This window comes from Paenibacillus taihuensis, assembly GCF_003386535.1.
GTDB classification, from domain to species: domain Bacteria; phylum Bacillota; class Bacilli; order Paenibacillales; family Paenibacillaceae; genus Paenibacillus_Z; species Paenibacillus_Z taihuensis.
The window spans coordinates 174,263-201,063 of the sequence record NZ_QTTN01000001.1; the positions used below are offsets into that span (position 1 = coordinate 174,263).

A 26,801-nucleotide genomic window follows, 5' to 3' on the forward strand; every position below is an offset into this window, starting at 1 on the left:
TCGATGAGCATTTTGGTAGACAAAAATACAAAAGTCATTACGCAAGGTATTACCGGTGCAACAGGTCTTTTCCATGCGAAAGGCGCTTTGGAATACGGTACTCAAATGGTTGGCGGCGTTACACCTGGCAAAGGCGACACGAACGTTGACATTACGCTTGAGAACGGCACTGTAGTATCCCTTCCAGTATTCAATACAGTAGCTGATGCAGTAGCTAAGACTGGCGCAACTGCTTCGGTTATTTACGTACCGCCGGCATTCGCTGCAGACTCCATCTTGGAAGCTGTTGATGCTGAGCTGGATCTCGTTATCTGTATTACTGAAGGTATTCCGGTCATCGATATGATCAAAGTAAAACGGTACATGGAAGGCCGTAAAACGCGCCTGATCGGACCGAACTGCCCAGGCGTTATTACGCCAGGCGAATGCAAAATCGGCATCATGCCGGGCTACATCCATACAAAAGGCCACGTAGGCGTTGTTTCCCGTAGCGGAACGCTCACTTACGAGGCAGTTCACCAGCTGACTACTCGCGGCATTGGTCAATCCTCTGCTGTAGGTATCGGCGGCGACCCTGTTAAAGGCTCCGAGTTCATCGACATCTTGAACATGTTCAATGAAGATCCGGACACTTACGCAGTTATCATGATCGGTGAGATCGGCGGCTCCGCTGAAGAAGAAGCAGCGGAGTGGGTCAAAGCGAACATGAAGAAGCCGGTTGTCGGCTTCATCGGCGGCGCAACAGCGCCTCCAGGCAAACGTATGGGTCATGCTGGCGCAATCATTTCCGGCGGAAAAGGTACTGCAGCTGAGAAAATTGCAACGCTTGAGAAATGCGGTATCCGCGTAGCTCCAACGCCTTCCGAAATGGGCTCCACACTTGTGGCTGTTCTGGAAGAGCGCGGCATGCTTGACAAGTGCAAAACGCACTAAGCTACGCTTAGCAATTGCATAGAACGAAAAGGTAAGCAACCTTTCGAATGGCCCTTCATGGGCTTTCGGAGGTTGCTTTTTTTCATTATTTACCATAATCGGCTTGCATTCTCGTTCCTTCAAAGGCACAATAAAGAAGAATGCGAGCCTTCTAACGAGAGGGCTGAGCAGAATGAATATGGAATTAATGAAGCGCAGAGAGCTGTTAATCACATTGCACGAAACGCCAGGCATCGGCTGGCAATCGATTCGGAAGGCTGTAGACAGCGGCGAATGGCAATCCTTCGAGCGATTTGCCCCGGAAGCATGGGTGACGTCAGTGGGACTGAAGCTTGATCAGGCGCGGGCATTATCGAATGCGTTTACAAACTTGGATGTTGGGGCAAGAGAAGAACGAATGAAGCAGCTGGGCATTAAAGTCATTACCTGCTTGGACGAGGACTATCCGGAATTGCTCAAGGAATCTCCACAGCCGCCATGGGTTTTATACGCTATCGGCAAGGATACACTGCTGAATAGGCACTCCATTTCAATTGTAGGAACGAGAGGGCCGACGACATATGGGCGAAGAACGGCTTCTGAGCTTGCTAGAAAGCTCTCTGAGCGGGGTTTGACCGTTGTTAGCGGGATGGCGAGGGGAATTGACGCTTTAGCGCATGAGGGCGCTTTACAGGGCGCAGGGAGCACGATTGCCGTACTTGGTACTCCCGTGACGCAGATCTATCCGCCAGACAATCGCCAGCTGTATGCTGATATTGCGAAGAACGGGCTAGTTATATCCGAGGTTCCGATCGGTACACCATTTCATCCTGGATTGTTTCCGCTTCGTAATCGAATAATAGCAGCTTTGTCTCTCGGCACAGTTGTGGTCGAGGCGGCGGAGCGCAGCGGTTCACTTATTACAGCGGATCAGGCGCTCGAGATGTCGCGAGACGTGTTCGCTGTACCTGGGCCGATATCTTCGCCGAAGAGTGCAGGCACGAATGGTTTAATCCGCCAAGGAGCAAAACTGGTGACTTCTTACGAAGATATTTTAGAAGAATACACCGGGTTGCCGATATATGATCAAGCAGTGCGAGATGCAAGAGGACGAGCCGAATCTTGGGCGAGTAATACTGAGGTAGATCTAAGTGAAAATGAAGCGATTATCTATCGTTTCTTGTGCGAAGAGCCTCGTTCTGTAGACCAGCTTCATGAGCTTTCATCGTTCCCTTTTGGACTTTTGCATTCAGTTCTGATAAATTTAACTTTAAAACGTAAGATTGAACAGCATTCAGGTTCCATATATAGTGTAATGTAGCGTGAAGCGGAGAGGAGGGCGCAGCAGTGGCAGATTCCCTTGTCATTGTCGAGTCACCGGCAAAAGCGAAGACAATCGGCAAATACCTCGGCAGCAAATACATCGTAAAAGCATCGATGGGTCATATTCGTGATTTGCCGAAGAGCCAAATCGGTGTTGAAGTCGAAAACGATTTTAACCCCAAATATATAACGATTCGTGGCAAAGGCAGCGTCCTGAAGGAATTGAAGGATGCCAGCAAAAAAGTAAAAAAAGTATATCTCGCAGCTGACCCTGATCGCGAGGGGGAAGCTATCGCATGGCACTTGGCGCATTATCTCGAAATTAACGAGAGTGATTCGTGCCGGGTTGTATTCAACGAGATTACGAAGCAGGCCGTGAAGGATGCGTTCAAAGCGCCGCGTCCGATCAATATGGACCTGGTGAACGCGCAGCAAGCGCGTCGTATTCTTGACCGGCTTGTTGGTTACAAGATTAGTCCGCTTCTATGGAAGAAAGTGAAGAAGGGGCTATCTGCCGGACGTGTTCAATCCGTTGCGGTGAAGCTCATTATCGATCGCGAGAACGAGATTGAAGCTTTCGTACCGGAAGAGTATTGGACGATTACCGCGCAGCTGAAGCAAGGCAACGCAACCTTCGAAGCGAAGTATCATTCGTTGAATGGCGAGAAGCGCGAGCTTGGCAATGAAGCTGACGTTCAAGAAGTAATGAAGGCGATGGGCGCTTCGGCGTTCACGGTTGTCGAAGTGAAAGAGAAGGAACGGCTGCGTAATCCGGCAGCACCGTTCATTACGAGCTCCTTGCAGCAGGAAGCGGCTCGTAAGCTAGGCTACCGCGCGTCCAAGACGATGTCGGTCGCACAGCAGCTTTATGAGGGCGTTGATCTCGGTAAAGAAGGGACAGTCGGTCTCATCACCTATATGAGAACAGACTCGACTCGCATCTCACCTGTCGCGCAAGAAGAAGCGAAGACTTATATTGAAGAGAAATATGGCGCGAATTACTTTCCTGAGCAGCCGCGTGTCAATACGAAGAAGAACAGCAACGCGCAGGACGCGCACGAAGCTGTTCGTCCGACTTCCATATTCCGCGATCCAGAGTCGGTAAAAGAGTTCTTGAGTCGTGATCAGTTCAGGCTGTATAAGCTCGTATGGGACCGTTTCGTCTCGAGCCAGATGTCGTCAGCGATTCTGGATACGATGACGGTAGATTTAACTGTTGGCTCCGGGGCCGTATTTAGAGCTGTTGGCTCGAAAGTAAAGTTCCCAGGCTTTATGAAAATCTACGTTGAAGGCAATGATGACGGCACGACAACGGACGATGAGAAATTCCTGCCGCCGCTTGCAGTCGGTGACGTTGTAGGCACGGAGTCGATCGAGCCGAAGCAGCACTTTACGCAGCCGCCGCCGCGTTACTCCGAAGCCCGTCTCGTACGGATGATGGAGGAAGTCGGCATCGGACGTCCGAGTACTTACGCACCGACGCTGGAGACAATTCAGAAGCGCGGTTATGTCGCGATTGAAGAGAAGAAGTTCATCCCGACAGAACTAGGTGAGCTCGTCATTCAGATGATGGAAGAGTTCTTCCCGGAAATTCTCGACGCTGAATTTACTGCGCATATGGAAGATGATCTCGACCATGTTGAAGATGGTAAGGAAGATTGGGTAAAGGTACTCGCGAACTTCTATACCTCTTTCGAGAAGCGGCTTGAAGTAGCTGAGGAAGAGATGAAGGAAGTTGAGCTTCAAGACGAAATTTCCGATGAAATCTGCGAGAAATGCGGCCGTCATCTAGTCTACAAGATGGGGCGCTTCGGTAAGTTTCTGGCTTGCTCCGGGTTCCCGGATTGCCGGAATACGAAACCGATTGTTAAGGACATTGGCGTCACTTGTCCGAAATGTCATGAAGGCAAGATCATCGAGCGGCGCAGCAAGAAAGGCCGTTTCTTCTATGGCTGTGATCACTACCCGGGCTGCGATTATGTCTCATGGGATAAACCCGTGAGCAAGCCTTGTCCGCAGTGTAACGGTGTTATGGTGGAGAAGCGCAATAAGAGCGGAGCGAAGCTGATCTGCACGCAGTGCGATTATAATGAAGAAGCTATTGAGGATCAGGAGCCGGCGGAGCTATAACGCCGGCTGACCTCATGTCTTGAACTATAGATTTCGATTGAAACGTGATTGGCGTATTTTGAAAGGATGGTAAGTGCATTGACAGAATTACAGCGTGTAACAGTCATAGGAGCGGGGCTTGCAGGCAGCGAAGCTGCTTGGCAGATTGCCTCGCAAGGCGTACCTGTTACGCTTTATGAGATGAGACCGGAGAGACAGACGCCGGCTCACCATACGAAGAACTTCGCGGAGCTCGTGTGCAGCAACAGCTTGCGCGCGAATGGCCTTGCGAATGCGGTAGGCGTATTGAAAGAAGAGATGCGCAGAATGAATTCACTCATACTCGATTGCGCAGACCGGAATGCTGTCCCGGCGGGCGGCGCGCTTGCTGTGGACCGTGACGGCTTCTCAGGCGACGTCACGCGTATTTTGAAAGAACATCCTCTGATTGATGTCCGTACGGAAGAAGTAACAGAGATTCCGAAGGATGGCATCGTGCTTATAGCGACAGGTCCATTGACGGCGCCGAGCCTGTCGGCAAAAATTCAGGAGCTGCTCGGCCAGGAGTATTTCTATTTCTACGATGCGGCTGCGCCGATCGTGGAGAAGGACTCCATCGACATGTCGAAGGTATATCTTGCTTCCCGTTATGATAAAGGCGAAGCGGCTTATCTGAACTGTCCGATGACGGAAGAGGAGTTTGATATTTTCTACGAAGCATTAACGACAGCCGAGAAGGCAGAGCTGAAGGAGTTCGAGAAAGAGCAATACTTCGAAGGCTGTATGCCAATCGAAGTCATGGCTAGCCGCGGCAAGCAGACGGCACTTTACGGGCCGATGAAGCCGGTTGGACTAATCAATCCGCATACGGGCAAGCTTCCGCACGCCGTTGTTCAGCTTCGTCAAGATAACGCAGCAGGCACGCTGTACAACCTGGTAGGGTTCCAGACCCATCTGAAGTGGGGGGAGCAGAAGCGGGTCTTCTCGCTAATTCCTGGTCTTGAGAACGCAGAGTTTGTCCGTTTTGGCGTTATGCATCGTAACACGTTCATTAACTCGCCGAAGCTGCTTCGGCCGACGTATCAAACCATCAACCGCGATTCGCTGTTCTTCGCAGGCCAAATGACTGGCGTTGAAGGTTACGTCGAGTCCGCGGCGTCCGGCTTGATCGCAGGTCTTAACGCTGGACGTTTGGCTCGCGGTTTGGAACCGCTAGTACTCCCAGCGGATACGACGCTCGGCAGTATGGCGCAGTACATTACGACGGCCGATTTCAAGCACTTCCAGCCGATGAATGCGAATTTCGGCTTGTTCCCGCCGCTTGAGAAGCGGATGCGCAGCAAAAAGGACAAGAACGATGCAATCGCTAATCGCGCGTTAGATCAGTTAGCTCGGTTTAAAGCGGAGCAGCTTGGTTACGCGGCGGAAGAAGCGGTTCACGAGTAAAAGTAAACCTATACATCTTGCAGTAGACAGCAGCGGCAGCGAGATTTCTACGCCGCTGTTTACTTTTATAGCAAAATTTTCGCAAAACTCAAGCTATTCTAACGAAGTAGAATTGTTAACGAAATTGTAGAATATATTTTTTCAAAGTGAGGTTGAGGAATATGGAAATGCAATTTCATGCGACTACAATTTGTGCGGTTCGGCACAATGGCAAAGGTGCAATTGCTGGCGATGGCCAAGTCACATTCGGCAACAGCATGGTAATGAAGCATACGGCGAAGAAGGTACGTCGATTATACCGCGGGCAAGTGATTGCGGGGTTCGCTGGCTCTGTAGCGGACGCGATTTCGCTTTTTGAGAAGTTTGAAGGCAAGCTGGAGGAGCATCACGGTAATTTGCAGCGTGCGGCAGTCGAACTGGCTAAGGACTGGCGTTCGGACCGCGTACTGCGCAAGCTGGAAGCGATGATGATCGTAATGGACGCGACAGGGCTTCTTCTCATCTCCGGCGGCGGCGAGATCATTGAACCGGATGACGGCATCCTCGCGATCGGCTCAGGCGGCAGCTTCGCACTTGCAGCAGCGCGCGCAGTGAAACAGCATGCACCTCAGCTTGAGGCGAAAGATATGGTTCGTTCGGCGCTTGAAATTGCTGCAGACATTTGTGTGTTTACGAACCGCAATATTATTGTAGAAGAAATCGGCTGACGCTGAGCGTATAATCATTGGACTCAATTGGAGGGATTATTAATGGCTAATGAAGCAATGACACCGAAGCAGATAGTTGCGGAGCTTGATAAATATATCGTCGGCCAGAAGCCGGCCAAAAGATCAGTTGCGGTAGCATTGCGGAATCGTTACCGTCGAAATCGTCTGGATGAAGCGTTGCGTGATGAGGTCGTACCTAAGAACATCCTGATGATTGGGCCAACAGGCGTAGGTAAAACGGAGATTGCAAGACGTCTCGCGAAGCTGGTTAATGCTCCTTTCGTGAAGGTTGAAGCGACCAAATTTACCGAAGTTGGTTATGTCGGCCGCGATGTAGAGTCGATGGTTCGCGATTTGGTTGAGACGGCTATCCGGATGGTGAAGATGGAGAGAACCGAGAAGGTGAAGGATAAAGCGGAAGCTCTTGCGAATGAACGCCTCGTTATATTGCTTGTCCCATCTTCGGTAAAACCAAAGTCCCAGAAAAATCCGCTTGAGATGCTCTTCGGCAATCAGTCGAATACGAAGGATTCCGATGAAGAGCCGGCCGAGAGCGCGCAGGTGCTGGAACGCCGCAAGCAGGTGAAGGAGCAGCTTGCTGCTGGTAAACTGGAAAATGAGACGATCGAGATCGAGGTAGAGGACAGCTCGCCGAACATGCTCGACATGCTCGCAGGTCAAGGTAACGAAGGCATGGGTATGGGGGCGAACATGCAGGAATTGTTCGGCCAGTTAATGCCCAAGCGCTCGAAGAAGCGGAAGCTTCCGGTGAAAGAAGCGCGCAAAGCCCTCATTCAAGAAGAAGCGAACAAGCTGATTGATATGGACGATGTCATCTCAGAATCGGTATTGCGTGCGGAGCAGTCCGGCATTATTTTTATCGATGAAATTGACAAAATTGCCAGCTCTTCCCGGGGATCGGGCCCTGATGTATCCCGTGAAGGGGTGCAGCGTGATATTCTCCCGATCGTCGAAGGCTCCACCGTTATGACCAAGTACGGCCCAGTGAAGACGGATTATGTACTGTTCATAGCAGCAGGTGCTTTTCATATGGCTAAGCCTTCGGATCTTATTCCGGAGCTGCAAGGCAGGTTCCCAATTCGTGTCGAATTGACAAACTTAAGTGTTGAAGATTTCGTAAAGATTCTAACAGAGCCGAAAAACGCGCTAACGAAACAATACACGGCGCTGCTTGAGACGGAAGGCATTACGATCACATTCTCGGATGAGGCGATTCTGGAGCTCGCTACGATCGCTACAGAAGTGAATAAGAATACGGAAAATATCGGCGCACGCCGGCTTCATACGATTTTGGAGAAACTGCTCGAGGATCTGTCCTTCGAAGCACCGGAGCTGTCGCTGGAAGAGCTTGTCATTACACCTGAATATGTACGTGAGAAGCTTGGCAATATTGCGAAAAATCGCGATCTAAGTCAATATATACTGTAAGGGATCGGATTGGAAAGTAGGAGGCATAGGGTAATGGTTTTATTAGCAAAGACAAGAACGCTGAACCGGCTGCTGCAGCGTGCGGCCGGCGGAGCGCTCAATTTCCGTGAGATGGCAGAGGTACTCTGCACGACGATACAGGCGGACGTGTTCGTTGTCAGCCGCAAAGGTAAGGTGCTCGGCTGTGCCGCCGTGGGGCCGTTTCAGCATGAGCAGCTGCGCGCTTTGCCGGTTGCTGACTTGCGTTTCTCGAATGAGAGCAATGAACGGTTCATGAGTATGCAGGAGACGGTTACGAACGTAACGCCTGATGAAGGCATTCAGGAGTCCTTCTCGATGATGGCCGGTCAAGGCATTATGACCGTTGTGCCTATCGTAGGAGGTCGTGACCGAATCGGGACGCTGATTCTGCTGCGCAGCTCGGATCCATTCGGAGACGACGAGCTCATCCTGGCCGAGTACGGTAGTACTATTGTAGGAATGGAGATTCTGCGGGAGCGTGCGGAGGAGATTGAGCAAGAAGCGCGAAGCCGTGCAGTCGTGGCTGTTGCAGTCGGATCGCTGTCGTTCAGCGAGTTGGAAGCTGTTGAGCATATCTTCGAAGAGTTGGATGGCAAAGAAGGACTTCTCGTTGCTTCCAAGATCGCAGACCGTGTCGGTATTACGCGTTCCGTTATTGTGAATGCGCTGCGCAAGCTGGAGAGTGCCGGAGTCATTGAAACTCGTTCGCTCGGCATGAAAGGGACTTACATTCGTATTCTAAATGCACAGCTTTTGACCGAGCTTGAGAAGAATAAAAATTCATAAAGTCGTAAAATTATTACAAATTCATTCAAAAAACAGTTCAATATCCCTGTTTCAAAGTCCTATCTTCGACAAAGATAGGGCTTTTTTCTTATTGTAATAATTTAGCAAGTTGAGGAATATTAATTTGACGGGTTCCCTTCGACACAAAGCCCTCATATTTTTCATAAATCTTTGTCGAACGAAGAAGGATTGAGAGTGAATCTGTTGAATTATTACACTACACAGTGATAGAAAGTGGGGGTTTTTTCAGTGAATCTGTTGAATGGCCCGGAATTCAGTCGACTACAGGGAGCTATCAATGCGGCGGAGATGCGCCAACGGGTTATTTCCAACAATATTGCCAATGTGGATACGCCGAAATTCAAGCGCTCCGAGGTCGTGTTCGAATCGTTGCTGGAGCAGAGCATGGGGAATGGGAATTCTCAATTTGTTGGCCGGCGCACGAATGCGCGGCATATTCCAATTGGGCAGTCATCCTCAATTCCTGAGGCTAGAGTGATTACGGATGAAACTAGCGTCATGAACAATGACGTAAACAATGTCGATATTGATCGTGAAATGTCGTTACTTGCAAAGAATCAATTGAATTATAACTACTACGTGCAGCAAATTAACCACGACGTTAAAATGATGCGCATCGGAATTGAAGGGAGAGCGTAGTGCATGAGACTTTCAAATGGATTTGATGCCAGCGCATCAGCTCTGACCGCTCAGCGTCTCCGAATGGACGTCATTTCGTCAAACATTGCGAACGCAGAGACAACTAGAGCGCAGCTTGTAAATGGCAAATACGAGCCTTACAAACGGAAGATGGTTGTACTCCAGCCGACTTCGCAATCATTTGCTGATATTTTGAATGGCCAGATTAATGGTTCGGGGAATTCTTCGCCAGGTGTAAAGGCAACTAAGATTATCGAGGATCAGACGCCATCCAAGCTTGTCTACGATCCAAGCCATCCTGATGCGGACGAGAACGGATATGTGAAAATGCCGAACGTCGACATGCTGAAGGAAATGGTAGATATGATCTCGGCATCGCGTTCCTATGAAGCTAACGTTACGGCGCTGAACGCGACCAAAGGCATGTTTGTGAAAGCTCTTGAAATCGGTAAATAACAGAGATAAAGCGGAGGGATTCCATTGATTAACCCAATGTCGTTTAATCCGATCCAAACACAATCGGTTAAACTGACTGACACAAGCAGCATAACGGATAAGACGACACCTTCAGATATGAGAAAGTCGTTTAGCGACTTTCTGAAGAATGCAATTGATGGCGTAAGCTCGCAAGAGCAGAACGCACAAGCGATGAATGATCAATATATTCTAGGCAATGTGGATGTGTCTCAAGTAATGATCGCTTCACAGCAAGCTGAGCTTGGCTTGCAACTCACCTCGCAAATCCGCAACAAAGTAATCGAGGCCTACCAAGAAATAATGCGGATGCAAATCTAATGACACCAGATGGTAGACACATGGGTGAGGTGAAATCGTGAACGAGAAAATAGCCCAATACCGAGCGAAGATTGCTGGGTTTTGGAATGCAATGGAGAAGAAACAGAAGATTTGGTTGGGAGCCTCATTGGGCATTCTGATCCTGGCCATCGTATTACTTACATATCTCTTTTCGAGAGTAAGCTATGAAGTAGCTTTTCAGGATTTAGGTAGTACGGATGCAGCGGCGGTTATGGAATATCTCGATACGAACAAGATTCCATACAAACTGGAAAATGCGGGACAGAACATTCTCGTTCCTGCTGCGGATGCGGCGAAGGTTAAAGTTGAAGCGGGTTCGCAAGGTCTTGTCCAGAACGGATCGATTGGTTTCGAACAATTCAATGACAGCGGTTCTATGTTTGGACCAACAGACCGCGTCATGGATATCCAATACCGCAACGCTTTGAACGGCGAGATTCAGAAGTTGCTGAACGTGATGCAAGGGGTAAAGACCTCTCACGTGCTTGTAAACTTGCCTGAAGAGTCCGTGTTCCTTACGGACCAAGAGAAAGAAGAGGCTTCAGCATCGATTACCATGTCTTTCCGCCCGGGTTATCGCCCGACGCAGAAAGAAATCGACGGTTACTTTAACCTCGTGAAAACATCGATACCGCATATTAAACCAGAGAATATTACAATCTCTAGTCCAGAAGGTGAAATGCTTCCTTCTTCTAATATCGGCACGAATGGCTCAGGAAGTGAGCTTGCTGACGAACATTATCAAATTCAGCGTAAATTTGAGAATGACTTGAAGCAAAAGATACAAAGCCAGCTCGCTCCGATGGTTGGCGCGAATAACCTGGTTGTTATGATTACAAGCTCCTTCAACTTCGATAAGAAGAAGCAAGATCAGCAAGTAGTCGCTCCACTGGAGAATAACAATAATAACGGCATCATTATTAGCGAAGAGAATAACAGCAAGACAGCGACTGGCGCTAGCAGCGGAAGCGGCGGCGTGGCGGGGACTGGCGAGACGGATGTTCCTGGTTATCAGGCAACAGATGGAAGCGGAGGCAGTTCGGAAGAGAATTCCAGTAAGGTCAATTATGAAATTAACAAGAATTTGATCTCGATTGAGTCCGCACCGTATGTCATCAAGGACATGTCCATAAGTGTCGGTGTGGAGAAGAGTGCACTAAGTGCTGAGGCGAAGACGGAAATGAACAATTTCTTGTTAACGACTGTTCGCACCCAACTCGCAGAATCCGGTCAAAATGTCAACGACGATGCATTGATTCAGAAGAAGATTTCAATCATGGCGCAAACGTTCGTGACAAACGATGGTGCAACTTCTTCCGCAATTCTATCTACAGGCTGGCTAACGGCAATCGGCGTTGCAGCACTTGCTATTATTGGCGGACTTGGTTATATGGTCGTTAGACGCCGCAGACAAGCAGCGCTTGTTCAAGAAATGGCTGAAACGCCAGGCAAAGTCGAGTATCCTACGATTGATCTTGAGAATGTTACGAATGAAAATCAAGTACGTAAACAGCTTGAAACATTGGCCAAGCGCAAACCAGAGGAATTTGTCAATTTGCTCCGGACTTGGCTTGTGGATGAATAGAGGTGGCTGGTATGGCAAAATATCAAGGTGGATTTAGTGGTCGTCAGAAAGCAGCCATTTTGTTAATATCGCTTGGTCCTGAAGTTTCTGCTCAAATCTTCAAACATTTAAGAGAAGAAGAGATTGAACAGCTGACGCTCGAAATCGCCAACGTGCGCAAAGTAGACAATATGGACAAAGAGAATATTATGAATGAGTTTCACCAAATTTGCGTTGCACAAGAGTATATCTCTCAAGGCGGCATCACTTACGCTCGCGAGATCTTGGAGAAGGCGCTCGGAGAGTCGAAGGCGATGGAAGTTATCGGCCGTTTGACTGCGACGCTGCAGGTGCGTCCTTTCGATTTTGCCCGCAAGGCAGAAGCGAGCCAAATTCTCAACTTCATTCAGAACGAGAATTCACAAACAATTGCACTCGTCCTTTCTTATTTGCAAGCCGAGCAATCTTCGCAGATTCTATCTTCGCTTCCACAAGAGAAGCAGGCTGAAGTTGCTCGTAGAATTGCGCTTATGGACAGTACGTCTCCTGAGGTTATTTCGCAGGTTGAACGTATTCTCGAACAGAAGCTGTCCGCTACCGTTACTCAAGATTACACAATGGCAGGCGGTATTGAATCAATCGTTCAAATTTTGAACGGCGTCGACCGCGGTACAGAACGTACCATTCTCGATGCGCTCGAGATTCAAGATCCAGAGCTTGCAGAAGAAATCAAGAAGAGAATGTTCGTCTTCGAAGATATCGTCAATATCGACAACCGTTCGATTCAACGCATTATTCGCGACATCGAGAACGCCGATTTGCAGCTTGCGCTTAAAGTGGCGAGCGAAGAGGTTCGCGAAGCGATCTTCCGCAACATGTCCAAGCGTATGGCAGAGACATTCAAGGAAGAAATGGAATACATGGGACCTGTTCGGCTGCGTGACGTCGAAGAAGCTCAAACTCGTATCGTAGCAACGATCCGCAGACTGGAAGAGTCTGGTGAGATCATCATCGCCCGCGGCGGAGGAGATGATATCATTGTCTAGATTGCATAAATCTTCGCATGTCATCTCGGTTGAAGATTTAAAGCGCCTTGAATGGTATAACAAGTACGTTCCGGCACCATCCCCGGATGAACTGCATGTTCCGGTTGGCCCGTCTGCGGAGACGACCTCGCTTCGAGATCAAATTCTGGAAGACGCTGAGGAGTTTGCCAAGCAGCGCATTCAAGAAACAGGCGAGCAGATCGAGGCGATGTACACAGATGCGACTGCACAAATCGACCAATGGTGGTTGGAGCGTCGTCTGCAAGATGAAGAACTGCAGGAACAAATTCGTCAGGATGGATACAGCTATGGCTACCAGGAAGGCAAAGATGCTGCCACTGCAGAGGTTTACGACCAATGGGAAGTGATGCTGACGGAAGCCAGAGCGATATTGGACTCTGCCTACGAAACGAAGGAACAGATCATTCAAGAAGCTGAGCCTTTCGTTGTAGCGCTGAGTGCTGCAATCGCTGAGAAAATTATTCACAAACAACTGACCGTTGATCCGAACTGGTCGCTGGATATTATCCGCAAGTCGTTAGAACGGCGGCGCGAGCAAGGTGTCATTACATTATGCGTCTCTCCGCAGCAGCTCACATTCGTTCAAGCTGCAAGAGAAGAATTATCGCTTGTTATCGACTCGCAAGCCGAACTTCAAATTGTACCGGATGTATCGGTGAAAGAATTCGGCTGCGTCATTCGCTCCTCATTCGGCAGCATCGATGCTCGTATCGATACACAGCTTGCTGAAATTAAACGAGAATTGGTGGCACTTGCCCTGCAAGCCGTTGAGCGAGGGATAGCCGATGAAAGCTAGTGGACTTGACGTTGATCGCTACATCGAACATCTTCGCCCGATTGACCCGGTTCGCGTGAATGGCAAGGTGACGCAAGTCATTGGTCTGACTGTTGAATCTGAAGGCCCGGATGCCAGCATCGGCGATGTTTGCCTGATCTATCCGGCGAAAGCTTCCAAACCGCTCAAAGCGGAAGTGGTCGGTTTCCGTGATAACAAAGTCATACTGATGCCGCTTGGTGAACTTACTTCCATTGGACCGGGATGTGACGTTGTCGGAACTGGTAAACCATTGACCGTTCAAGTCGGTTCTGAGTTGTTAGGCAAAGTGCTTGATGGTCTTGGTCAACCGCTTGACGGTTCTCTTCTCCCGAGCCGCTTGCTGCATCATTCGACGCATAACCAACCAAGTAATCCGCTAGCGAAACCAAGAGTGAAAAATCCACTCAGCACTGGTGTACGCGCGATTGACGGTTTGTTGACAGTAGGACAAGGACAGCGGGTTGGTATCTTCGCCGGTTCCGGCGTAGGTAAGAGTACCTTGCTCGGCATGGTTGCCAGGAACACTTCTGCTGATGTTAATGTCATCGCCCTAATCGGTGAACGCGGACGAGAAGTACTCGAGTTTGTCGAGAAAGATCTTGGCCCGGAAGGACTTGCACGATCGGTCGTTATAGTAGCGACTTCAGATCAGCCAGCACTTATTCGGATTAAAGGCGCGCTGATAGCGACAACGATAGCGGAATATTTCCGGGATCGCGGACTTAACGTCATGCTTATGATGGATTCGGTGACGCGTTACGCAATGGCGTTGCGTGAAGTCGGACTAGCCATTGGCGAGCCGCCCGCAACGCGTGGTTACACACCGTCGGTATTCGCGAATCTTCCGAAGCTGCTTGAGCGTGCAGGGACAGGCCTGCGTGGTTCGATTACAGCATTCTACACCGTTCTCGTTGACGGCGATGACATGAACGAACCGATCGCCGATGCCGTTCGGGGCATACTTGACGGGCATATCGTCCTCAGCCGTACGCTCGCGAACAAGGGACATTTTCCAGCAATCGACGTACTTGCTTCTATTAGCCGGGTTATGAAGGAAATTGTCCCGGAAGAGCAGCAGGATGCGGCGAACGAACTGAAACGACTCATGTCTATTTATAAAGATTCGGAGGACCTCATAAATATTGGGGCGTACCAGCGGGGGTCAAATGAAAAAATTGACCAATCTATCGAATTTTTCGACATTATACAATCTTTTACCAAACAAAAAACGACAGAAAAGGCTGGTTACGAGGAATCAAAAGAACGGTTAATCCGGGATTTCTACACCAACTAGGGAGATGACTCAGTTAAATGGCTCGATTTCAGTACACCTACCAGAAGATTGTCGACTTGAAGACGAGTGAGAAATCACAAGCCGAATGGCAGCTGTCCGTTGTCATCGGCAAGCTTAACAATGAAGAGCGGTCGCTGCAGCAGCTGCGCGAGGAACGAGCTACTTGGGCCAATAGGCTTGGGGCCGCATCTAATGAAGCGGTGAGCTTGTCTGAGCTAGTTGCGATGCAGCAATACATTGAGCATCTGGACATCAGAATTGTACATAAGCTTGCAGATGTCAAGAAAGCGGAAGTCGCCGTTGAGACAGGTCGTCTTGTATTGTCTGACAAGATGATGGACGAGAAGGTATGGCAGAAATCGAAGTCGAATGCACTTGAGCGCTTCCGTGCCGACATGATGGTAAGCGAACAAAATGAACTTGATGAGCTTGCAACCGTAAGGTTCATGTACGCCGCACAATAAGCGTTTTATGGCTTTACGCATCGGGAGCGACGCCCGAGGGAGGTAATATTTTTGGCAGACATGGAAATGGAAAAGCAAGGATACAGCGGATTTGAGCGGTTTATGTTCTTTGTGACGCCCATCCTTTTCACTCTTATTCTACTAGGCGTTCTCGTAACGCTGTTTAACTTCGATCTTCGCAATAGGGCGCTCGAAATCGGGAATTCGATTCCGTTCCTGAGCAAGGTGCTGCCTGACCCTGCTGCTGAAGAAGGCGCGGTTGTAGATGAAGGGAAGATCAAAGCAGAGAACACAACTGCCAAGATCGCTGAGCTGCAAGCGATGGTTCAGACCAAAGGGGCGGCGCTTACGAAAGCGACAGACGAGAAGACGCAGCTTGCTCAGCAGGTGAAATCCTTGCAGGCAGAAATCGCACAGCTGAAGCAGGCTGGGGAAGAGAAAAAGCTGGAAGATGCCGAATATCAGAGCAAGGTTAGTGAGCTCGCTCAGATGTACGGTAAAATCTCGCCAAGCAAAGCGGCTCCAATTCTGGAGAGTATGGAAATGGCAGAAACGGTACTCGTTCTTGATGCAATGAAGCCGGATGACCGTGTTCGTATTCTGGAGAAGATGACACCGTCCAAAGCAGCTGAAGCTACTGTGATGTTGAAAGACGTGAAGACAGCAAAGGATCGTGAGATCGCCGCTCTGCAGGCGAGAGTGAAGAAGCAGGAAGCAACGGCGACTCAGCCGAGCAGCGTCCTAAGCAACACTCAGCTGAACACAACATTCTCGACAATGGACCCTAAACGCGCTGCCGAGCTGCTGCTCAAAATGGCGGACGTAAGCCCAAGCAAGGTGCTTCGGATCTTGAATGCCGTAACTGACGCATCACGTGCTTCTATTATCGCAGAGATGTCCAATGCGAACAAAGATGTTACCGCACAGCTCGTCTCGAAGCTGATGGTCGGCAAATAATAGTTTCTATTCTCGCAATCTACTTTCACTATGAAAGGAGGTGAGATATATGCAAATGTCCGTTTCTAATGCACCAGCTAACGCAGCGCCAGCCGGATCATCAGCTGCATCAGCGCCTGCAAAAGGCGGGGATAACGCTGGTTTCGTCCAAACTCTCGCTCAAACGATTGCAGGTACTCCGGCAGCGAATACTGGCGGCGAGGCGAATGGCGATGCTATTGCTTTGCCGAAGACTGCAAATCTGCTAGCTTCATTGCTAGTATCCAAAGATGATTTGCTAGCCGCAATCGATGGACTGCTTAAGCAGCTCTCCGATACGGACGACAATCAGCTTGCAGCTGCAACGACCAAAGACAACTTGTCTGATGCACTTGCTCAATTGGATGACCTGATGAGCTTGCTCGCAGGCATGCCAACGATCGCTCCGCAGCTTCCGGATACACAGGGCGAATTGTCCAATGTACTTCCAGCAGATTGGGATACAGATCAAACTGGCACCGAAAGTGCAATGCTTGACTTGGTCACAGCGCTTAGCGCAACGGGGACTCAAGCAGCTGCCGCTCAAACAACTGCGGGTCAGGCAGCGACTGACGCGGACGTCAAGAGCGTGAACATCGAAGAGATCGCAGCATTGAAGTCCGGATTGCAAGATGCTCTATCGGATCTGCGCACATTGCTTCAGCAAACGAAGAACGGCGGGTCAGCTGGACGTAATCAGAACGCGCTGATTAGCAAACAACTGATTGCAACCGAGCAGCTCATTAATGGCTCGAAGCCTGATCTGCAAGAAGCGATTCAAGCTCTTAAGGAGTCGTCAGGAAGCGAACAAGTAGATTCGATTCGTTCGGTTCAAACGGCAACGGTAACGACAAGCTCGCATCTTCAACGAATGGCACATCAGCTTCTTCATGTAGGCTTGATGAAAGTGGTTCCGAAGAATGAAGAGCAGACGGCACGAACGGCTCAAACCGATTCCGAGGAGCAGCTGAACGTACTGTCCGCACCTATCGCAGGAGCGATGAATCAAGACTTGCAGCGTGCTCAGCAGGTAACACAGAAGCAAGTCATCGCACAACCGGTTCCAGTGAATCAGTTTGCTTCAACGATTCAAGGCTTGGTCGTTAAGCAATTCCAAGTTCATTCGGGCAACGGTCTCTCTCAAGCACAGCTGACCTTGTATCCGGAGCATCTGGGACAAGTGAACGTGAACATTTCGGTTCATGGCGGTATCGTAACTGCGCAGTTCTTGGCAGATACCGTAACCGCGAAGGATATGCTCGAGAACCAGATGGCACAGCTTCGTTCTACACTTCAATCCCAAGGTCTTCAAGTTGACAAGCTTGAAGTTTCGCAGACGGCAGCTCAAACGAGCCTCTTCCAAGAGCATGAACGTCAAGGTCACAGCGGCCGAGAGCAAGGCGGTTCTGGACGCGGCGGTTCAAGCAAGAAAACAGATCTTGACTTCAATGCGGACCTGGAAGAAATCGAGCTTGAACAGGCGGTCGATCGCGATTTAGGATTAGGTCGGGGAATTCATACAACTGCATAGCATTCTCGCAGTTCTCGCGGTTGCTTTGGGGTGAATAACCGGATAGAACGGAGGTGACAGTAAGTGTCCGCTGATAGTATTTCTACCCGCAACGTATGGCCATATTACAGCTCTGAGAATGTGCAGGCTGCAACGAATAAAAAGGCTGATACTTCACTTGGTAAAGATGATTTTCTGCGCATTCTTGTAACGCAGCTGCAGAATCAGGATCCGATGCAGCCGCTGCAGGATAAGGATTTTATCGCTCAAATGGCGCAGTTCTCCTCTGTCGAGCAGCTAGTCAATATGTCAGATCAATTGGCCGGCCTTCGCCAGAGCCTCGGGATCGTATCCAGCATGATCGGTAAAAACGTACAGTGGTACGATTACGCCGACAGCGGTGAGATGGTTGCACAATCAGGTACCGTGGATTCCATCATCATTAAGGACAAGGTTCAATATGCAAGAATTGGTGATCAGGATGTCAAGCTAGATGACATCGTCTCGATCTCTGACAAGGGCGGTGAAGCGCAGTGAGTGATGTCATGAAAATTGGCCATTTACGATTAACCGCTAACGCTCAAATTCACAAAGCAGCACAGAAAGAGCAAGCAGCTGGACGCACGGAATCTTTTCAAGAGGTGCTGGACCGTAATGTTCTAAAGTTCAGTCATCATGCTGAAACGAGGATGGCACAGCGCGGAATTACGTTCAAACCGGAAACATTATCGAAGATCAATAATGCGATTGATCAAGCGGCTGCTAAAGGAGCCAAAGACTCCTTGGTCGTTTATCAAGACATTGCGATGATCGTCAATGTACCGTCACGAACGGTCGTCACTGCTCTCGACGGCAATAAGCTGCAAGGCAATGTGTTCACACAGATCGATAGTGCGGTCATTGTGAATTAATCGGCTGGACCTGATGAGGAAGCCGAAGAGCCGTGGAACGACGGAAGCGGCTCAGTTCAACTGCTACATACACCATTAGGAGGTTGACCACTCGATGTTAAGATCTATGTACTCTGGCGTTTCAGGTATGCGTGGCTTCCAAACAAAGCTTGACGTCATTGGTAACAATATTGCAAACGTAAATACTGTAGGCTTCAAAGCAGGTCGTGTAATGTTTAAAGATATATTGAGCCAAACGGTTTCCGGCGTTACTCGTCCGGAAGAAGGCACAACAGGCGGCGTGAATGCGAAGCAGGTTGGTCTTGGAGTAGCGATTGCATCGATCGATACGGTTCATACACCGGGCAGTGCGATGACAACAAACGTGCCAACAGATGTGCGTCTTGATGGCGACGGATTCTTCGCGGTTTCCCCGTCTGGCGATGGCGCGGAAGCTCCATACCTGACTCGCGCAGGTAACTTCACACTAGACGCTGCAGGCCAGCTCGTGAATAGCGACGGCATGTTCGTACTGGATTCCAACGGCGGCCCTATTACACTTGATCCGGCTGAGGTGAAATCGTTCACGATTTCCCAAGACGGTTCGATCGTCGCAGTAGGCGCTGATGGTCAAGCGCAAGCAACAGGCATTCAGCTTGGCGTAGTAAAAGTTACTAACCCGAACGGTCTCGAGAAGATCGGCGGCAATCTGTACCGTATGACACCGAATGCAAACATTGACGGTGAAGTCACGATGACAACTGCGAATGACGCAGAAGCAGGAACTGGAGCAATTATCTCTGGCCAGCTCGAAATGTCGAACGTAGACCTCACTTCCGAATTTACAGAGATGATCGTGGCTCAGCGCGGCTTCCAAGCGAATTCCCGGATCATTACGACTTCCGATGAAATTTTGCAAGAGGTCGTAAACCTGAAGCACTAGGTAAATAACCGCGGGGGAGGCATTCTACGCCTCCCTACCAGGTTAGGAGGAAACTCATGATCGCTGTAACGCGACTGAATGGCAGGACCTTACATATTAATGCGCTGCTCATCGAGATCGTAGAAGAAACGCCTGACACCTTGATTACATTGACGACAGGCAAAAAGATACTGGTGTTGGAAAAAGCAACCGAAGTCATTTCCTCCATACAGTCATATCTTCGCTCCATCGGCGTCTATGCGGCGACCTTAAAGAGTGATCTAACGGAGGGACAATCACAATGAAAAAATTGCTGCCCTGGCTAATCTCGATTCTGCTAGCTATCACGCTTATCGCTATCGTGGCCGTTATCCTTCTTAACTCGATTATGGGGGATGATAAGTCGAAGGACCCAGCCGGACAAGCTGCTCATAATGCAGCAACTGTTGAAACGAAGAAACTTTCCGCAGATGACCGCGTTGAACTAACGAGCGTGATTGCGGATATCAAAACAAATCTTTCGGACCCTGACTATATCGCGGTTCTTGGGCTTGCTTTTCAATTAGATAAGAAATCGACCAAAGAAGATTTCGAGAAAATTAAAGACATTCAGATTAAACCGATCATCATTCGCACGCTGTCGGATATGAAGGAGCAAGAGATTACAGGCTCGGCCGGAAAAGATTTGCTTTGCGCGAAGCTTCTTAATCTTATAAACCCTGAGCTTCCTGACGGCAAGCTGATCAAGGTTGAAGTCACTAACTTTATCGTAACGAAGCTGTAATCATCTTAAGAATGACTGATTCCTTTGAAGGGGGTGAGAAAATTGGTTGATGTTCTGTCGCAGAACGAGATTGACGCGTTGCTTGCTGCTTTATCATCCGGAGAGATGGATGCAGAAGAACTGAAAAAGGAAGAGACGCAGAAGAAAATTCGGGTATACGAATTTAAGCGTGCGGTCCGTTTCTCGAAGGATCATATCCGTAGCTTGACTCGGATACACGAAAACTTCGCGCGATACTTGACCACCTATTTCTCAGCGCAGCTTCGCACATTTGTTCAAATCAGCGTAGTACAAGTTGAGCAATTGCCTTATGACGAATTTATCCGCTCCATTCCGAAGATGACGATCCTCAATATATTTGAGGCTGAACCGCTCGAGGGGCGAATGGTGCTGGAAGTTCATCCGAACGTCGCCTATGCGATGCTCGATCGTTTGTTGGGCGGTCAGGGACTGGCGCCTTCGAAGATCAGTGCACTGACTGAAATCGAAACCAACATTATGGAACGCATTTTCAGTCGCGCATTTGAGAGCTTGCAAGAAGCTTGGAAGACCGTGCTTGATATCTCGCCTAGACTCGAAGCGCTCGAGACGAATCCGCAGTTTATGCAGATTGTGTCGCCGAACGAAACGATTGCACTGATCTCGCTCAGTACCAAAATCGGTGATACAACGGGGATGATCAATTTATGTATCCCGCACGTTGTCATAGAACCTATCATGTCGCGCTTGTCTGTACATCATTGGTTCGTTTCACAGAAGAAGACAAGGGCGCCTGAAGAGGTGGAAATCCTGAAGCAGCGGGTGAGCAAGGCGAAGTTGCCTATCGTTGCTGAGCTTGGCCATTCCAGCATTTCGATTCGCGAATTTCTGGGGCTTTCGGTTGGAGACGTTATCTCGTTAACGAAACCAATCGATCAAGGGCTTGATATTAAAGTAGGGGATAAGCTGAAATTTATCGGCAGCCCAGGTTCGGTTAAGGATCGTATGGCCGTTCAAATCGATGAAGTTCTCACCGAAGGAGTGGAAGAAGAGTATGACGAGTAAAGATTACTTATCCCAGGAGGAAATTGATGCCTTGCTGCGTCAATCTTCCGATGAGCCGGATATGCCAGAGCCGTTCGACCGCGAGAAGGAACTAAACAGTTACCTTAGCTCAATCGAACAGGATGCTCTAGGCGAAATTGGCAACATCACGTTCGGCAGCGCAGCGACGGCACTTTCGACCCTTCTTGGTAGAAAAGTAGACATCACTACGCCTCAAGTATCGCTGATCAAGCGCAGCGAGCTGGACGATGAGTTCCCGAAGCCGCATGTTGCAGTATCGGTGAGCTATGTGGATGGTTTCCAAGGCATCAACTCCCTTGTCATTAAGACAAAGGATGCTCAAACGATTGCGGACCTGATGCTCGGCGGCGAAGGTAAACTGCTAGGTTCCGAGCTGAACGAGATTCACATCAGTGCCGTTCAGGAAGCAATGAATCAGATGATGGGTTCGTCCGCAACTTCGATGTCGACGATCTTCAACCGGTTCGTGAATATCTCACCACCAGGAATCGATATTCTTGATGTCAATAGCGGTGAAGGAATCGAGCGATTACCACAGGATGACTCGTTTATCAAAATATCGTTCCGACTGACGATCGGTGACTTGATCGATTCGACGATCATGCAGCTTCTTCCGATCTCGTTCGCGAAGGAAATGGTAGACACACTGATGGGAGGCACTTCGGAGCCTGCTCCAGCACCTACACCAGCACCGGTGAGTACACCGGCACCAGCGGCCGTTGCTCAAGCACCAGTGCATACGCCTCCGCCAGCAGCACCGCCTGCGCCGGCCTACATGCCGCCGCCAGCACCTATGGAGCATCCCGCCGCGTATATGCAGCCTGAAGCGTACATGCAGCCTCCGATGCCGCAGTATGCAGCAGCGCAGCCGCAAATGCCTCAAACATATGGCGCACCAGCTGGCCGGAACGTGAATGTACAGCCAGTACAATTCGCGAATTTTGGGGGCGCACCTTATGTGCAAGCTGATGACTCGAATTTAAATTTATTGCTCGACATACCGCTTAAGGTCACAGTAGAATTAGGTAGAACTCAGAAGCAAATCAAAGATATTCTTGAATTGTCTCAAGGTTCAATCATTGAGCTGGACAAGCTGGCAGGTGAACCGGTCGACATTCTAGTAAATAACAAGCTGATCGCGAAAGGCGAAGTAGTCGTTATTGATGAGAATTTCGGTGTGCGTGTAACCGATATTGTTAGCCAATGGGATCGTATCCAAAAATTACAATAATCCTTAGGGGGACACACAACGATGGCAAATCGCATTTTGGTTGTAGACGACGCAGCATTCATGAGAATGATGATTCGCGACATACTGACGAAAAACGGATACGAAGTAGTAGGGGAAGCGCAAGACGGCGCACAAGCAGTAGAGAAATACAAAGAGTTCAAACCTGACCTGATCACAATGGATATTACAATGCCTGAAATGGACGGCATCGCAGCTTTGAAGGAAATCAAGAAGCTGGATAGCAATGCAAAAGTAATTATGTGTTCCGCTATGGGTCAACAAGCGATGGTTATCGATGCGATTCAAGCAGGCGCTAAAGACTTCATCGTGAAACCGTTCCAAGCTGACCGCGTTATTGAAGCGATCAAGAAAACACTAGGTTAATAGTATGAAAGTTTTAAAGAGATACCGACTTGCTGGCTTAACCATCTTAGGCTGGTTGATGGCAGCAAGTCTTGTGTCAGCAGATACACCAGCAGAAGATGACAAACCCGTCATAGGAACCAACATTGGTTACTATGTCTGGGTTATCGTCGCGCTGATGATAGTCATTGGTCTCATTCTACTTGTTATCAAGTTTCTCGCGAGCCGCAATCGCGGATGGGGCACGAGCAGGGCACTCCGCTCACTAGGCGGAATTCCGCTCGGCCAGAACAAGTCGCTGCAAGTTGTCGAACTGGCAGGAAGAGTCTATGTTGTCGGCGTCGGCGAGGATATTACGCTGCTGGACAAGATTGATGATCCAGAGTTGGCTCAAAGTGTATTGGCTGCAATCGAACAGCAAAATGGACGCTCCTTCAGTTCTCCAGCGATTACTGACTTTCTGAGCAAATTCCGCAAAAACGTAAAGGCTGATGAGCCGACGAGTGAACCGTGGCAAGAAGCAGTCTCATTCAAGGAATTGCTCAATAACGGCATGATGCGGCAGTCAGGTCAGAAACAGAAGGTCGAAGAGCTGCTGAACGAGCAAAAACAAAACGATCGGTTGTTGGATGAATGAACAGAAAAATCGTATGGACAGTTCTTGCATTTCAGTTATTAGGTCTCCTTTTTCATGCACATGCTTTCGCCGCTGATCCACTGCCTAACGTAAGTGTCAGCATCGGCGACAGCGGCAGCACCGAATCGCCGGGAACGAGCGCTTTGTCCTTGCTTCTCATCATTACCGTACTCAGCGTTGCGCCAGGCATCCTCGTTCTGATGACGAGCTTCACGCGAATTGTTATCGTACTCGGTTTCGTACGAACATCGCTTGGAACACAGCAAATGCCTCCGAACCAAGTGCTTGTCGGCTTAGCATTATTTTTGACCTTTTTTATTATGTCACCAACTTTGGGCACGATGAATCAGGTTGCGCTTCAGCCGTACTTGAAAGGCGAACTGACACAAACGCAGGCGCTGAGTAAAGCATCGGTTCCGCTCAAGAAATTTATGATGAATCAGACGCGTGAGAAAGATTTGATGCTCTTCCTGAAGTACACGAAGACAGAGAAACCAAAGTCATACGAGGATACGCCGATTACGGTATTAGTTCCGGCCTATGCGCTGAGTGAACTACGAACGTCATTCCAGATGGGCTTCATGATCTTCATACCATTCCTAATCATAGATATGGTCGTCGCCAGTACGCTAATGGCAATGGGGATGATGATGCTGCCGCCGGTAATGATATCGCTTCCGTTCAAAATCTTGCTGTTCGTCCTCGTAGATGGATGGTATCTAATCGTCAAGTCGTTATTGCTTAGTTTCAATACCTAGCAATCTTAGGGGAGTGCACAAGAATGAGTACGGAATTCATCATCGCTATTGCAGGGCAGGCAGTTTACACAGTGCTTAAGGCTAGTGCGCCGATGCTCCTGGTTGGCCTTATCGTCGGTTTGGCTGTCAGTATTTTTCAAGCGACAACACAGATCCAAGAGCAAACATTAGCTTTTATTCCAAAAGTAGCGGCAGTTCTTCTGTCCATCCTGCTTTTTGGTCCATGGATACTGAACACGCTGGTCGATTTCACATACAATCTGCTGAATAACTTGTATAAATACATCGGATAGGCTGTGGATCGATGGAGATGTTTCTTCAAGGATTCCCTATTTTTTTGCTTGTTTTTTGTCGAATAACAGCCTTTTTCGTCGTGGCTCCTGTCTTTTCGACTCGAAATGTGCCAAATATGTTTAAATTGGGATTCTGTTTTTTTATTTCATTGCTCGTATTTCTGACTTATGGATTGAAGCAGATGATTGTGCCAGATGCCGAATATATCCTTGCGATTATTCGCGAAATTCTCGCAGGCGTCTTGCTTGGATTCACCGCTTACTTGTTTTTCACAATTATCAACACTGCTGGTAGTTTCATTGATATGCAAATCGGCTTCAGTATGGCGAACGTCCTGGATCCGATGACAGGTGTTTCGGCACCACTGCTAGGTAACTTTAAAGGCATGATTGCAACATTGGTGTTCTTATCGATTAACGGACATCATTATTTGCTCTCAGCGTTGCTTCAAAGCTATGAATGGATACCAATATCGAATTCACTATTTGCACATGTGCATTCGGGAAGCGTTTCAACGTTTCTGACGACAAAGCTCGTCCAAGCGTTCATGCTTGCACTTCAGATGTCAGCGCCTCTCGTCGTTGCGATGTTCCTGACAGATGTAGGGCTAGGCTTCCTGGCTCGAACGGCACCACAATACAATGTTTTTGTTATCGGGATACCGATCAAGCTTCTTGTCGGCTTCCTTATGCTTAGCGTACTAATGCCGGGACTGGTTGTGCTCTACGAGCATATCTTCGATCAGATGTTTAGCGCGATGCAGAAGCTTTTCTCCATACTACAAGGTCCTGCATCTTAAGGAGGATGGCTGAATTATGTTGAAGTACCGTTTCACGCTCGATCTACAACTGTTCTCTCAAGAAAAGACGGAGCGTGCGACACCTAAGAAACGGAATGATGCCCGTAAGAAGGGTCAGATTGCAAAAAGTCAGGAAATACCTGGAGCACTTATTCTCTTATTTGTATTTATTAGTTTCTTCCCTCTTGGTGGCTATTACAAATCTCGTCTTCTATCACTTTTCGGCATATTATTTGAACAGAAATTATTGATGGAAGTGACAACAAGCAACGTAATTTCCTTATTTTCCGACCTTATGATGCAGGGGTTTATGCTTCTCGTACCGATCTTCGGCATTGCGGTAGTCGTTGCGCTCATCGCAAATTATGCACAAGTCGGCATCCTATTCACAGGTGAGCCGATTAAGATGAAGCTGGAAAAATTGAATCCGATCAGCGGATTTAAGAATCTGTTATCACTTCAATCTTTAGTCGAGTTAGTCAAAAATGTTTTAAAACTGCTCTTGATTGGACTCATTGTCTATCAGACACTTTGGAGCGAACGAGGTCAAATTATGAATCTCGCACGTGTTCCAATCGGAAGCATATTTAGTTTCGTAGCGGGAGTCACGATTAAGCTTGGAATTGAAATCGGAGCTATTCTCGCCGTACTAGCTTTCTTTGACTACATGTACAAGCGTTATAAGCACGAGAAGAGCTTGCGGATGTCCAAACAAGATATCAAAGATGAGCATAAGAATTCAGAGGGCGATCCGCTCATTAAAGGTAAAATAAAAGAGCGTCAGCGGCGATTAGCATTGCAGCGTATGATGCAAGAAGTGCCCAAAGCTGACGTAGTTATCACGAACCCAACTCACTTCGCAATTGCACTCAAGTATGACGGAGCGACGATGGAAGCGCCGACCGTTATTGCGAAAGGGATGGACTTCGTAGCATTGCGGATTAAGGACATCGCGAAGGAGCACGGGGTCATAATGATGGAAAACAGGCCGCTAGCCAGAGCATTGTATGACAGGGCTGAGATCGGTGATACGATTCCAGCTGATCTATTCCAAGCTGTGGCAGAAGTACTGGCATATGTATATAAATTGAAGCAAAAAGTGAAGTAACGTAATTCGAAGTCATCTGTGGAGGAGGGT

At 48.8% G+C, this 26,801-nt stretch carries 30 protein-coding genes; all 30 read left to right on the forward strand.

Going from position 1 to position 26,801, the window contains the following annotated elements:
- Positions 1-3 precede the first annotated feature (3 nt).
- The 30 genes from sucD to flhB all read left to right on the forward strand — a co-directional run bounded on the left by sucD (position 4) and on the right by flhB (position 26,771).
- Positions 4-933 carry a succinate--CoA ligase subunit alpha gene (gene sucD / locus A8990_RS00930; RefSeq protein WP_116187131.1) on the forward strand — a complete coding sequence of 310 codons (930 nt, stop codon included), beginning with the start codon at positions 4-6 and terminating at the stop codon, positions 931-933.
- Positions 934-1,105: 172 nt separating this feature from the next.
- Complete coding sequence (dprA, locus tag A8990_RS00935; protein ID WP_245995788.1) at positions 1,106-2,233, forward strand: DNA-processing protein DprA; 1,128 nt, start codon at positions 1,106-1,108, stop codon at positions 2,231-2,233.
- A gap of 26 nt (positions 2,234-2,259) precedes the next feature.
- Positions 2,260-4,365, forward strand: coding sequence for a type I DNA topoisomerase (topA, locus tag A8990_RS00940; protein WP_116187132.1), 2,106 nt, complete (start codon positions 2,260-2,262; stop codon positions 4,363-4,365).
- Between the two features lie 78 nt (positions 4,366-4,443).
- Complete coding sequence (gene trmFO / locus A8990_RS00945; protein WP_116187133.1) at positions 4,444-5,790, forward strand: FADH(2)-oxidizing methylenetetrahydrofolate--tRNA-(uracil(54)-C(5))-methyltransferase TrmFO; 1,347 nt, start codon at positions 4,444-4,446, stop codon at positions 5,788-5,790.
- Between the two features lie 161 nt (positions 5,791-5,951).
- Entirely contained in the window at positions 5,952-6,497 is a 546-nt protein-coding gene (gene hslV / locus A8990_RS00950) for an ATP-dependent protease subunit HslV (RefSeq protein WP_116187134.1), read from the forward strand.
- Positions 6,498-6,539: 42 nt separating this feature from the next.
- Positions 6,540-7,946 carry an ATP-dependent protease ATPase subunit HslU gene (gene hslU / locus A8990_RS00955; RefSeq protein WP_116187135.1) on the forward strand — a complete coding sequence of 469 codons (1,407 nt, stop codon included), beginning with the start codon at positions 6,540-6,542 and terminating at the stop codon, positions 7,944-7,946.
- Positions 7,947-7,979: 33 nt separating this feature from the next.
- A complete protein-coding gene (gene codY, locus A8990_RS00960; protein WP_116187136.1) occupies positions 7,980-8,753 on the forward strand; it encodes a GTP-sensing pleiotropic transcriptional regulator CodY in 774 nt (257 codons plus the stop codon).
- Between the two features lie 249 nt (positions 8,754-9,002).
- Complete coding sequence (flgB, locus tag A8990_RS00965) at positions 9,003-9,413, forward strand: flagellar basal body rod protein FlgB (protein WP_116187137.1); 411 nt, start codon at positions 9,003-9,005, stop codon at positions 9,411-9,413.
- A 3-nt stretch (positions 9,414-9,416) separates the two neighbouring features.
- Complete coding sequence (gene flgC / locus A8990_RS00970) at positions 9,417-9,869, forward strand: flagellar basal body rod protein FlgC (protein WP_116187138.1); 453 nt, start codon at positions 9,417-9,419, stop codon at positions 9,867-9,869.
- 24 nt (positions 9,870-9,893) lie between these two features.
- A complete protein-coding gene (fliE, locus tag A8990_RS00975; RefSeq protein WP_245995789.1) occupies positions 9,894-10,208 on the forward strand; it encodes a flagellar hook-basal body complex protein FliE in 315 nt (104 codons plus the stop codon).
- Positions 10,209-10,245: 37 nt separating this feature from the next.
- Positions 10,246-11,814: a flagellar basal-body MS-ring/collar protein FliF gene (fliF, locus tag A8990_RS00980; RefSeq protein WP_116187139.1), complete on the forward strand. Its 1,569-nt coding sequence runs from the start codon at positions 10,246-10,248 to the stop codon at positions 11,812-11,814.
- A gap of 11 nt (positions 11,815-11,825) precedes the next feature.
- Positions 11,826-12,839, forward strand: a complete 1,014-nt coding sequence (gene fliG, locus A8990_RS00985) for a flagellar motor switch protein FliG (RefSeq protein WP_116187140.1) — start codon at positions 11,826-11,828, stop codon at positions 12,837-12,839.
- Positions 12,832-13,656 (forward strand): FliH/SctL family protein, encoded by an 825-nt coding sequence (locus A8990_RS00990; protein WP_116187141.1) that lies wholly within the window; start codon positions 12,832-12,834, stop codon positions 13,654-13,656. Before fliG ends, A8990_RS00990 begins: the two co-directional genes overlap by 8 nt.
- A complete protein-coding gene (gene fliI / locus A8990_RS00995; protein ID WP_116187142.1) occupies positions 13,646-14,971 on the forward strand; it encodes a flagellar protein export ATPase FliI in 1,326 nt (441 codons plus the stop codon). The genes A8990_RS00990 and fliI overlap by 11 nt, the downstream gene beginning before the upstream one ends.
- Before the next feature lie 17 nt (positions 14,972-14,988).
- Positions 14,989-15,435: a flagellar export protein FliJ gene (gene fliJ / locus A8990_RS01000; RefSeq protein WP_116187143.1), complete on the forward strand. Its 447-nt coding sequence runs from the start codon at positions 14,989-14,991 to the stop codon at positions 15,433-15,435.
- A gap of 60 nt (positions 15,436-15,495) precedes the next feature.
- Positions 15,496-16,392 (forward strand): MotE family protein, encoded by an 897-nt coding sequence (locus A8990_RS01005; protein WP_245995808.1) that lies wholly within the window; start codon positions 15,496-15,498, stop codon positions 16,390-16,392.
- Positions 16,393-16,441: 49 nt separating this feature from the next.
- Complete coding sequence (locus A8990_RS01010; protein WP_116187145.1) at positions 16,442-17,941, forward strand: flagellar hook-length control protein FliK; 1,500 nt, start codon at positions 16,442-16,444, stop codon at positions 17,939-17,941.
- Between the two features lie 63 nt (positions 17,942-18,004).
- Complete coding sequence (locus A8990_RS01015) at positions 18,005-18,457, forward strand: flagellar hook capping FlgD N-terminal domain-containing protein (protein ID WP_116187146.1); 453 nt, start codon at positions 18,005-18,007, stop codon at positions 18,455-18,457.
- Positions 18,454-18,831, forward strand: a complete 378-nt coding sequence (locus A8990_RS01020) for a TIGR02530 family flagellar biosynthesis protein (protein WP_245995790.1) — start codon at positions 18,454-18,456, stop codon at positions 18,829-18,831. The genes A8990_RS01015 and A8990_RS01020 overlap by 4 nt, the downstream gene beginning before the upstream one ends.
- 94 nt (positions 18,832-18,925) lie before the next feature.
- Positions 18,926-19,753 (forward strand): flagellar basal body rod protein FlgG, encoded by an 828-nt coding sequence (flgG, locus tag A8990_RS01025; RefSeq protein WP_116187147.1) that lies wholly within the window; start codon positions 18,926-18,928, stop codon positions 19,751-19,753.
- A 56-nt stretch (positions 19,754-19,809) separates the two neighbouring features.
- On the forward strand, positions 19,810-20,037 hold the full coding sequence (locus tag A8990_RS01030; RefSeq protein ID WP_116187148.1) for a flagellar FlbD family protein: 228 nt from the start codon (positions 19,810-19,812) through the stop codon (positions 20,035-20,037).
- Positions 20,034-20,516 (forward strand): flagellar basal body-associated FliL family protein, encoded by a 483-nt coding sequence (locus A8990_RS01035; protein ID WP_116187149.1) that lies wholly within the window; start codon positions 20,034-20,036, stop codon positions 20,514-20,516. Before A8990_RS01030 ends, A8990_RS01035 begins: the two co-directional genes overlap by 4 nt.
- 42 nt (positions 20,517-20,558) lie before the next feature.
- The gene (fliM, locus tag A8990_RS01040) at positions 20,559-21,560 is read left to right on the forward strand and encodes a flagellar motor switch protein FliM (RefSeq protein ID WP_116187150.1); all 1,002 of its coding nucleotides are present in this window, start codon (positions 20,559-20,561) and stop codon (positions 21,558-21,560) included.
- Complete coding sequence (gene fliY, locus A8990_RS01045; RefSeq protein ID WP_116187151.1) at positions 21,550-22,812, forward strand: flagellar motor switch phosphatase FliY; 1,263 nt, start codon at positions 21,550-21,552, stop codon at positions 22,810-22,812. The genes fliM and fliY overlap by 11 nt, the downstream gene beginning before the upstream one ends.
- A 21-nt stretch (positions 22,813-22,833) precedes the next feature.
- Positions 22,834-23,196 (forward strand): response regulator, encoded by a 363-nt coding sequence (locus A8990_RS01050; protein WP_116187152.1) that lies wholly within the window; start codon positions 22,834-22,836, stop codon positions 23,194-23,196.
- A gap of 73 nt (positions 23,197-23,269) precedes the next feature.
- Positions 23,270-23,812, forward strand: a complete 543-nt coding sequence (locus A8990_RS01055; protein ID WP_181909344.1) for a FliO/MopB family protein — start codon at positions 23,270-23,272, stop codon at positions 23,810-23,812.
- Positions 23,809-24,570 (forward strand): flagellar type III secretion system pore protein FliP, encoded by a 762-nt coding sequence (gene fliP, locus A8990_RS01060; RefSeq protein ID WP_116187154.1) that lies wholly within the window; start codon positions 23,809-23,811, stop codon positions 24,568-24,570. The genes A8990_RS01055 and fliP overlap by 4 nt, the downstream gene beginning before the upstream one ends.
- Positions 24,571-24,593: 23 nt before the next feature.
- On the forward strand, positions 24,594-24,863 hold the full coding sequence (gene fliQ / locus A8990_RS01065; protein ID WP_116187155.1) for a flagellar biosynthesis protein FliQ: 270 nt from the start codon (positions 24,594-24,596) through the stop codon (positions 24,861-24,863).
- Positions 24,864-24,874: 11 nt separating this feature from the next.
- On the forward strand, positions 24,875-25,663 hold the full coding sequence (gene fliR, locus A8990_RS01070) for a flagellar biosynthetic protein FliR (RefSeq protein ID WP_116187156.1): 789 nt from the start codon (positions 24,875-24,877) through the stop codon (positions 25,661-25,663).
- A 16-nt stretch (positions 25,664-25,679) separates the two neighbouring features.
- The gene (flhB, locus tag A8990_RS01075) at positions 25,680-26,771 is read left to right on the forward strand and encodes a flagellar biosynthesis protein FlhB (protein WP_116187157.1); all 1,092 of its coding nucleotides are present in this window, start codon (positions 25,680-25,682) and stop codon (positions 26,769-26,771) included.
- The last annotated feature ends 30 nt before the right edge of the window (positions 26,772-26,801 follow it).